We start from the raw sequence: 10,000 nt of genomic DNA on the forward strand, positions 1-10,000 counted from the left end.
ACGGCGGAACACGTGAAATTCCGTCGGAATCTGGGAGGACCATCTCCCAAGGCTAAATACTCCCTAGTGATCGATAGTGAACCAGTACCGTGAGGGAAAGGTGAAAAGCACCCCGGAAGGGGAGTGAAAGAGATCCTGAAACCGTGTGCCTACAAATAGTCAGAGCCCGTTAATGGGTGATGGCGTGCCTTTTGTAGAATGAACCGGCGAGTTACGATCCCGTGCGAGGTTAAGCTGAAGAGGCGGAGCCGCAGCGAAAGCGAGTCTGAATAGGGCGTTTAGTACGTGGTCGTAGACCCGAAACCAGGTGATCTACCCATGTCCAGGGTGAAGTTCAGGTAACACTGAATGGAGGCCCGAACCCACGCACGTTGAAAAGTGCGGGGATGAGGTGTGGGTAGCGGAGAAATTCCAATCGAACCTGGAGATAGCTGGTTCTCCCCGAAATAGCTTTAGGGCTAGCCTTAAGTGTAAGAGTCTTGGAGGTAGAGCACTGATTGAACTAGGGGTCCTCATCGGATTACCGAATTCAGTCAAACTCCGAATGCCAATGACTTATCCTTAGGAGTCAGACTGCGAGTGATAAGATCCGTAGTCAAGAGGGAAACAGCCCAGATCGCCAGCTAAGGTCCCAAAGTGTGTATTAAGTGGAAAAGGATGTGGAGTTGCTTAGACAACTAGGATGTTGGCTCAGAAGCAGCCACCATTTAAAGAGTGCGTAATAGCTCACTAGTCGAGTGACTCTGCGCCGAAAATGTACCGGGGCTAAATACACCACCGAAGCTGCGAATTGATACCAATGGTATCAGTGGTAGGGGAGCGTTCTAAGTGCAGTGAAGTCAGACCGGAAGGACTGGTGGAGCGCTTAGAAGTGAGAATGCCGGTATGAGTAGCGAAAGACGGGTGAGAATCCCGTCCACCGAATGCCTAAGGTTTCCTGAGGAAGGCTCGTCCGCTCAGGGTTAGTCAGGACCTAAGCCGAGGCCGACAGGCGTAGGCGATGGACAACAGGTTGATATTCCTGTACCACCTCTTTATCGTTTGAGCAATGGAGGGACGCAGAAGGATAGAAGAAGCGTGCGATTGGTTGTGCACGTCCAAGCAGTTAGGCTGATAAGTAGGCAAATCCGCTTATCGTGAAGGCTGAGCTGTGATGGGGAAGCTCCTTATGGAGCGAAGTCTTTGATTCCCCGCTGCCAAGAAAAGCTTCTAGCGAGATAAAAGGTGCCTGTACCGCAAACCGACACAGGTAGGCGAGGAGAGAATCCTAAGGTGTGCGAGAGAACTCTGGTTAAGGAACTCGGCAAAATGACCCCGTAACTTCGGGAGAAGGGGTGCTTTCTTAACGGAAAGCCGCAGTGAATAGGCCCAAGCGACTGTTTAGCAAAAACACAGGTCTCTGCGAAGCCGTAAGGCGAAGTATAGGGGCTGACACCTGCCCGGTGCTGGAAGGTTAAGGAGAGGGGTTAGCGTAAGCGAAGCTCTGAACTGAAGCCCCAGTAAACGGCGGCCGTAACTATAACGGTCCTAAGGTAGCGAAATTCCTTGTCGGGTAAGTTCCGACCCGCACGAAAGGTGTAACGATTTGGGCACTGTCTCAACCAGAGACTCGGTGAAATTATAGTACCTGTGAAGATGCAGGTTACCCGCGACAGGACGGAAAGACCCCGTGGAGCTTTACTGTAGCCTGATATTGAATTTTGGTACAGTTTGTACAGGATAGGCGGGAGCCATTGAAACCGGAGCGCTAGCTTCGGTGGAGGCGCTGGTGGGATACCGCCCTGACTGTATTGAAATTCTAACCTACGGGTCTTATCGACCCGGGAGACAGTGTCAGGTGGGCAGTTTGACTGGGGCGGTCGCCTCCTAAAGTGTAACGGAGGCGCCCAAAGGTTCCCTCAGAATGGTTGGAAATCATTCGTAGAGTGCAAAGGCATAAGGGAGCTTGACTGCGAGACCTACAAGTCGAGCAGGGACGAAAGTCGGGCTTAGTGATCCGGTGGTTCCGCATGGAAGGGCCATCGCTCAACGGATAAAAGCTACCCCGGGGATAACAGGCTTATCTCCCCCAAGAGTCCACATCGACGGGGAGGTTTGGCACCTCGATGTCGGCTCATCGCATCCTGGGGCTGTAGTCGGTCCCAAGGGTTGGGCTGTTCGCCCATTAAAGCGGTACGCGAGCTGGGTTCAGAACGTCGTGAGACAGTTCGGTCCCTATCCGTCGTGGGCGTAGGAAATTTGAGAGGAGCTGTCCTTAGTACGAGAGGACCGGGATGGACGCACCGCTGGTGTACCAGTTGTTCTGCCAAGGGCATAGCTGGGTAGCTATGTGCGGAAGGGATAAGTGCTGAAAGCATCTAAGCATGAAGCCCCCTCAAGATGAGATTTCCCATAGCGTAAGCTAGTAAGATCCCTGAAAGATGATCAGGTTGATAGGTTCGAGGTGGAAGCATGGTGACATGTGGAGCTGACGAATACTAATAGATCGAGGACTTAACCATATAATATGAAGCAAATGTTATCTAGTTTTGAAGGAATATACCTTCATCAGTTTGGTGATGATGGCAGAGAGGTCACACCCGTTCCCATACCGAACACGGAAGTTAAGCTCTCTAGCGCCGATGGTAGTTGGGACCTTGTCCCTGTGAGAGTAGGACGTCGCCAAGCAACTGTAAGACGAGTCAGAATGACTCGTCTTTTTTGTATGCTTTCATGCCTCGATTAATTGCCTTTTTAACTCCTTCTAAATAAGCGAACCCATATTTTTTATCGGGTTCTAAGTAAGTACCTTCCGCCCACTCATTCCACGCATTAATAAATAAAAACTCGCTATTATAAAGGGAGTATGCACGATGAATTTGCTTACTTAAATATATTGTGAACTTCTCAGGGGTAGAACCTATGAAAATACTACTGTTTAAATCTTTGCGGCGAGCTGTATTATCCCAATCAACAAAAGCTCCAGGGAATGTTTTTTTCTTTGAGGGAAATCGTTTTAATATATACATCCATACTTTATCGTAGTCCCAAGCATTTAATTGCATACCAGACTCATATATTGTTTTATTTATGTCTGAAGAGCTATCATGGGCAATTGTATAAAAAGGTTCAAATTGAATGCTAGCGTCGAATCCATTTATGTTAGGTAGTGGAAAACTGTTTAATGTTTCTGCAAAGTATATACCTTTTAAGCCGTTTTCTCGTGCTAATGCATTCCAATAATTAAGCATTTTTTCACAATCAGGAATATGTCCCGGGCGATAAATAATGAATAGAGGTTTATCATCTATACGAATATATCTTTTATCTTGGAACGCTTGTAATAAATATTCAAAGTGCTCTTTCCAATCTGATACATCTCCATAATCTTGAGGCATTAATATATGTTTATCAAGACCATCCCAAGATTGTGTCCATGGCTCATTTGCCCAAGAAAGACAAAATGGAAAATCTGGTTCCCCCATCTTAAGTACCTCATTAAAAGGTGTTTCTAATAGTCTCTTACCTTTAAACCAGTAGTGATAGTAACAAAATCCATATATGCCGTATGTTTTAGCGGTTTCTGCTTGCCATTTTCTTATGGATGGGGTGGTTAAGTCATAATAAAAATCTTGATAAGGTTCCCTAGGTTGATAATGTCCTGAAAATAAAGGTTGTGCATTTTTAGTATTTGTCCATTCAGTAAAACCTTTACCCCACCATCGATCATTTTCTTTTATTTGGTGGAATTGTGGTAAGTAAAAAGCGATTATTTTCAAGTTATATCACCCCTATATTTTTCATGATTCAAGTGGTGGGAAGTTACTTTTGATTTTGTGGATTAAGTTTGAAATAAGAGATATGTTATTTGCTTACTGTTTTTCAATGCTTCGTATTGGATTCACTTTTATAGCTTCCTTGGATATGGGAGTCTTGGGCAATCTGATGTATAAGGCTGGAATAAAAGGTGTCTTTCAACATGAAGCTAAGAAAATCTAGCGTATCATCCATGAACGAAAGGCGTTAATCTTTTTGGAGAACAAATAAGGCCTGTGGTAGTCGGTTTACATCATCAAAAAAATCAAGTAGCTTTAGAAGTTCCACATCAGATAGTGGACTAACAAGGTTATCAAAATCACTTCCTAACTTAAATTTATTCATTTGTTAAACCTCCGAATTATATAATGATAAAAATTATTTACGAGCTTTTTGTACTAATAAAGACATGTAAAAATTCAGCATCTAATCCTAGTGATCTATCCTTTTGTAAATAAACAATAGTATACATATTTGCATGTGTATAAATATATTCAATCATATCTTGCCCCCAATCAAATGTTACTAAAGATCCATTCTCATCGATAGGGTTTCCATGATAAATGGGCTCTTCAATATACTCAATCACTTCTTTATTCACTCTTGCTCTTTGCAAAGTCTTTGTGAGTGTATGATACCAAGGGACAGTAAATACATGAGCACCACCAGGCTTTAATACTCGTTCTATTTCTTTAAAGGCCTTTTTTGGTGTCATGACATGTTCAAAAACATCTTGAGTAATGAATAAATCAAAAGATTCATTTTGGAAGGTCATGTTTTCTAAGTTCTCACATCTAATTCCTTGAAAGTATTGGCCTAGAGGATAGTTTTTAAAGTATTGAGAATATGTATAGTTTTTGCAGTTTTTTATTAGTAGCTGAGTTGTAATTCCCCCAGGAGAGGATTCGTGGATATTATAGGAACCCCATTTTGGAAAAAATGTATTTAAAACATGGATTAAAGCTCGTTGCCTCGGTATAGAGTGGCATGTAGAACATAAGTAATGATCTCTAAGCCAATCATTATGCTCTATAAATGTAGTTTCCTTCTCACAAATAACGCAGTATCCATTATTGTGTTTCAAATTACCTTCCACATGACATCACTCCTGTGTTAAATGCATATGACACACACGTCAACAATCAGCGAAATCAAAGAGAGTGGGTGAAAATTAGGGAACCCATAAAAGTAAGGTTGGTAGAAGGGGATAATTAGCGGGAGAGAACCCCGCGCTAATTAAAGTTTCACTTTATGCTATGCGATACATTCGCTTTTATTCATTGAAGAATGTATAGACTTAAAATATTCCTTTTGTGTACGGATACATTTCAAAGTCCTGTGCATATATTGCTGTAACTAAATCCATGGTTTCTTTATCATAAAAGCTTTCATATGTTGGAAAGCGGGGGAAGGATGCATCTGTAATGCTAAGTTCTGCATAGCTTCCCTTATAAAGCATCTTATGAGCGCGATGATGATCTGAATTTGTAAGAAGCGCTAAATTTGATTTAGTCAAATCGTACGTGTGTTCTAACTTAGTGATTTGTGTATTGAAATCTTCTAAAGGAATATAGCATTGGATGAAGTTTTCTTCACCTGGGACGTATTGCTGACTAAAATGTATATCTATTGCTAGGGAATTGGAACCGAATGCTTGAACGTAATATAAAAATTGTTTAAATGATATTCCTTGGTTACTATATTTGTCATTATAAAAATAATGCCGGATACTTTCCCATTGAGGGCTAGCATATGGATTGTCAGCAAGCAATAAAAAGGAGCTGACCGCCCTTGTATAGGGATTTCGTACAAGTTTATAAACATCCTTTTTTGCTTCTAGAAGACCATTTTGTAACTCGGGTATGTAATTTGTATTGTTTTTATACACCCAGAACTCATAATAATGAATAAAGTCATTGTATTTCTTTGCTTCAGGAAATAATCCAATTTGAAAAAAGAACCAATTAGCTAATGTGGTACATCCGCTTCTATGGCTCCAGAATAGTATAAGTGGAAAGTCTTTATGGAAATGTGGAATTCGATCTTTATGTAGGATTACATGATTTAAAAGCTCTTGATTTACATTCTTCATAAATTTAGTGCTCCTTTTTGAAAGTTCTATTCACGGAGAGGGTTCTTTGAATAGAATAAACGAGTGAGAATATGGGAAAGGAAGTTTTTATTAATCCAATATATTCATGGGAATGAGTAAATATTATGAGTGTTTTTTCGGCCATTTTAGATAAGGTAGTGATTCTAAAATGAAAATATAAAATAAAGATAATGAAAATGTATAAGGGGCATACAATTACAAGAGGATGAATAATAGAAATGATCGAGTTCATGTATTTGCATTTCTGAGTGTGACGAGTAAAAAATTTGCTTACTAGAGAGAGGATATTATGAGGAAGAATAATTATTTAATAGTAGGTGGAAATAGTTTCATTGGTATTAACCTCACGTTAGGTTTATTAGAACAGGGGCAAAATGTAAAAGTATTTTCCAGACATATAAATAATTTCCCTCAAAATATTATAGGTGAAGTTGAATTTATTAGAGGTGATTTAGAAAATATTGAAGATATATATATAGCTTTAATGAATGTGGATATCATTATTTATTTAGCTGCAACGTCTAATGTAGCAACTTCAATTGACGATGTTTTTGGAGATATTAACAGTAGCTTTTTTTTTCTTAATTTCATGGAAAGTGTTAAAGATTTTCAGATTAAAAAAATTGTATTAGCGTCTTCTGGAGGCACGGTTTATGGTGAACCTGAATATTTACCTATTGATGAGAAACATCCATTAAAACCACTTTCTCCATATGGAATAACAAAAGTGTCGCTTGAGAATTATTTGTATTTTTATAAGAGGAAATATGGAATAGACTATGTTGTATGTAGATATTCTAATCCATATGGAAAATATCAAAATCCTTTAAAGAAAGTTGGGGCAATAAATTGTTTTTTGTATCAGCATCTCAGTAATGAAAGGATTAATATATACGGGAATCCACAAGAGATTATTCGAGATTATATTTATATCGATGATTTAGTTGAAATTACGATACAACTATCGCAATTTAATCGATTGAAATCTTGCGTATATAACATAGGAAGCGGCAAAGGTCTCTCTTTAAAACGAATTATAGTAGAATTGGAGAAATTAACAGAAAGAAAAGTGGATTTTATCTGCTATAAACAAAAACAAGAAAATGTTCAAAAAATCATTTTAAATATAGATAGGGTAAGGCAAGAATGTAATTGGGAACCGAAAATAGATTTCAAAAGTGGAATTAGATTAAATAAGCTATGGATTGAGGAGTTCTTATATAGTGAAAAATGATAAACCATGCCCTACTTGTATATAAGTAGGGCATGGTTTATTATTTTATTTCTTTTTGTATTACCCAAAGGTCTTGATGTTCCCACCAAAAACCTTCATTGAATTTTTTGATAACAGGGTTATAGGGTAATAATTTAATTTTGTCACATACGTAAGAGGGACTAACTATCGTTTGTCCGTATTGATTAACATCTAAATCAAATTGTTCACTAGAGGGGAGAAACCAATACCCCTGTTTATTTAAATTTGGAAAGCCGAAGTACTTTTTACTTTGATATCCGTGAGTTGTGAAAATGAATAAGCCGCCGGGTGAAACAGCGTTATACAATGTTTGAAGCCAACGAAACCAAGTCGTATCAGGCATATGAGAAAAAAAGGATAGACAAAAAACAATATCATACGTAGAAGAGGCCAGTTTTACTTGTTCGGGTTCAGGATGAGATAATATAGAAGAAGTATTTAATGTACTTTCAATAAAAGTAATAGCTTCTTCATGTATATCACATGAAGTTAGACGTAAGTCTGTTTGTATATTTATTAAATGCCGTGTTACGCAGCCGTATCCGGATGCAAATTCTAATAATTTAATTGGATTGTCTATAGGAGTGTAAGAGGAAGTAATTAAGTCTAAGAGTATTTCTGCTGAGTTCTTTCCATCTTTAAAATAATAATCTATCGCTTCCTTTTTAGAAGGGAAGACGGGATTAGTGACAAGGAATTGAAAAATGTGATCCTCAGGATGGACGTTTGCATTTACATTGTAGGTGTTTGCGATTTGAGAAATTAAATCTTTATTTTCCTCTATAAATTCTTTCAAAGAGTATTCCCCCTAAATCATAGTAGTATCTTAAAAGAGATACTGGTGGTGAGGAAAGTGTATAGTTAAATCTTCAAATATGCTTTAAGATATTTTCTATATGTGTACATTTTCATTTTAGAAATGTCGTCGATAGTAAAGGTTTCTTTAATGAAATTCTGCATTTGCACAACTTCACTGTAATGAAAAGATGAATCTTCTGTTTTCGTCACACTATTTGTATGTCGTCTATGATAGTTTAGGGGTTTTGGATTGAAGTAAATATTCCCCTCTTTAAGAATAGAAACATAGAAAAACCAATCACCAGCGACTTTAAACTTTTCTAATTGTCTTTCTGTTTTTTTTATATCTATGTTTTTAAAAACTACACTTGAGACATTAGGTATGGTGTTTTTGATAAGTAACGTATCTTGTATTTCATCTATGCCTTTTCTAAAATAAGAGTTTTTCCATTTTTCGTTATCAATATCATTCGTGTAATCTAAATAATGATGGGCTAAAATATTCCCTTGTTCATCTATTTGCTTTGATTGTGTGTAGCTTAAGGTGACATCATTATTTATATGAAACCCTTGTATTACTTCTTCTAAAAATGTCTTATCACATAAGTCATCGGCCTCTGCAATCCAAATATAATCACCGGTTGCTGCAGAGACACCTTTTATCCATTGTTTAAATACAGAACCAGAGTTTTTATCATTAATAATCTGCTGGACTTTTAAGTGGGTCTTATTTTCATTTGAGAGCAGTTCTTCAAATATTGATACGCTATCGTCAGTGGAGGCATCGTCTAGGAAAATTAATTCGTAAAGGGGATAGGTTTGGCTAAATATGGACCTGACTCGGTCAGGTAAGTATTTTTCATAATTATAGTTCGGTACGATTACGCTTATTTTTTTATAATTATGCTCAAGCAGGTTTAATAATTGATAAATGTAATGAAGAAAGTTGAAATCTTTTTCAATAAGTTCTTGGCCGAAGCTACCTTTTTGTAATCGTAAATCTTCATCTCCAATAAATTCATATATTCTTTCCAGCATCTTCGGTAAATTTAAAAAGTCTACTAAGGCGCCAGTTTGTTCCGTAACAACATCTTCAAAACCTCCAGCGTTTTTAAACCCTATAACAGGGACTTTTGTATCTAATGCTTCTAAAACAACGTTGGGAAAAGGATCCTCTCTTGAAGTTAATAAATATAAATCAGCCCCGGCGTTATATAAACCGATATCTGGGGTAGGCTCCACTAATGTGAAATGTGCCGTATATCTCTGGGAGAGCGTATTTAAAAAGTGAACATCTGTTCTCCCGACCCAGATAAAATGAATATTCGTATGAACCTTTCTTACTGAGTAAGCAATAAGTGAGAATAAATCTATCCCTTTTCGATGATCAGCGAAACCTACCCCCAAAATGATTTTGCTGTCTAGAGGCAGATTGTGTTTTTTTCGTAATTCGTTTCTAGCTTTTGCAATATTGTTCTTATAAGGATTGTGGTTAAACAAACCCTGAGGGAGGATGTGGCATTTTTGATGATCCAATTGAGTGATTGTACGGAATTTTTCATACACGTACTGTGAAGGGAAGACAATTTTGTAAGCAAACTCGGCAATGTTTCTAGCTTTTCCCTCGGCAGAGTACTGTTGTATTAAATGCGGCAATTCATGTATTAATGAAATAACTTTTATATTGTGTTTAGCTAGTAAGGCAACTATATCACCACTTATGACGGTACTACATATGGCGATGGTATAGTCTTGTGATAATAACTTCTTTATTAATAATTCGACCTTTTCTTCCGTTGGGTAGTCTTCCTCTATGCAATAAACAGGACCATACTTTTGAAAGTCGTGGATTAAAATGCCCGTTCCAATAGAAATAATCGCGACGGAGTAATGAAAGTTTTCTTTAAGAGCTTTAATAGTATGTAAAGAAAGCAGCTGTGCTCCGTGGAAATGGGCATCATGGGATACATAAATGATCTTCTTATTAACATGCATTTCATAACGCCTCCTAAGTTTATGTATCATTCCTAGAGATAAGT

At 38.1% G+C, this 10,000-nt stretch carries 6 protein-coding genes, 2 rRNA genes and 2 pseudogenes (1 of these 10 cut by a window edge); 3 read left to right on the forward strand and 7 right to left on the reverse strand.

The genetic code is table 11. The features are described from left to right. Positions 1–2,501: ribosomal RNA gene (locus KPL75_RS15655) — 23S ribosomal RNA — on the forward strand (it extends 420 nt beyond the left edge of the window). Between the two features lie 50 nt (positions 2,502–2,551). Further along, a 5S ribosomal RNA gene (gene rrf / locus KPL75_RS15660) occupies positions 2,552–2,667 on the forward strand. Between the two features lie 14 nt (positions 2,668–2,681). On the opposite strand, the gene KPL75_RS15665 is transcribed toward rrf, so the two are convergent. The 5 genes and pseudogenes from KPL75_RS15665 to KPL75_RS15685 form a co-directional block, all read right to left on the reverse strand. Continuing rightward, positions 2,682–3,758, reverse strand: coding sequence for a glycosyltransferase WbsX family protein (locus tag KPL75_RS15665; RefSeq protein WP_219916908.1), 1,077 nt, complete (start codon positions 3,756–3,758; stop codon positions 2,682–2,684). 244 nt (positions 3,759–4,002) lie between these two features. Then, positions 4,003–4,074: pseudogene (locus KPL75_RS27830) on the reverse strand (methyltransferase type 12); the annotation flags it as partial. After that, positions 4,066–4,140 (reverse strand): annotated as a pseudogene (locus tag KPL75_RS15675) (class I SAM-dependent methyltransferase); the annotation flags it as partial. The pseudogenes KPL75_RS15675 and KPL75_RS27830, both read right to left, overlap by 9 nt. A 37-nt stretch (positions 4,141–4,177) precedes the next feature. Continuing rightward, the gene (locus KPL75_RS15680) at positions 4,178–4,891 is read right to left on the reverse strand and encodes a class I SAM-dependent methyltransferase (RefSeq protein WP_219916909.1); all 714 of its coding nucleotides are present in this window, start codon (positions 4,889–4,891) and stop codon (positions 4,178–4,180) included. A gap of 201 nt (positions 4,892–5,092) precedes the next feature. Next, positions 5,093–5,887 carry a sulfotransferase family 2 domain-containing protein gene (locus KPL75_RS15685; RefSeq protein WP_219916910.1) on the reverse strand — a complete coding sequence of 265 codons (795 nt, stop codon included), beginning with the start codon at positions 5,885–5,887 and terminating at the stop codon, positions 5,093–5,095. A gap of 310 nt (positions 5,888–6,197) precedes the next feature. Here KPL75_RS15685 and KPL75_RS15690 point away from each other — a divergent pair, with 310 nt between their 5' ends. Further along, positions 6,198–7,142, forward strand: a complete 945-nt coding sequence (locus KPL75_RS15690) for an NAD-dependent epimerase/dehydratase family protein (protein WP_219916911.1) — start codon at positions 6,198–6,200, stop codon at positions 7,140–7,142. Positions 7,143–7,182: 40 nt separating this feature from the next. Here the strand turns inward: KPL75_RS15690 and KPL75_RS15695 are convergent, their stop codons facing one another. Together KPL75_RS15695 and KPL75_RS15700 are read right to left on the reverse strand one after the other, a co-directional pair. Further along, positions 7,183–7,959, reverse strand: a complete 777-nt coding sequence (locus tag KPL75_RS15695) for a class I SAM-dependent methyltransferase (RefSeq protein ID WP_219916912.1) — start codon at positions 7,957–7,959, stop codon at positions 7,183–7,185. Positions 7,960–8,024: 65 nt separating this feature from the next. Next, complete coding sequence (locus KPL75_RS15700; RefSeq protein WP_219916913.1) at positions 8,025–9,956, reverse strand: glycosyltransferase; 1,932 nt, start codon at positions 9,954–9,956, stop codon at positions 8,025–8,027. Between the last annotated feature and the right edge of the window lie 44 nt (positions 9,957–10,000).

This window comes from Bacillus sp. NP247 (assembly GCF_018966865.1).
GTDB lineage: Bacteria > Bacillota > Bacilli > Bacillales > Bacillaceae_G > Bacillus_A.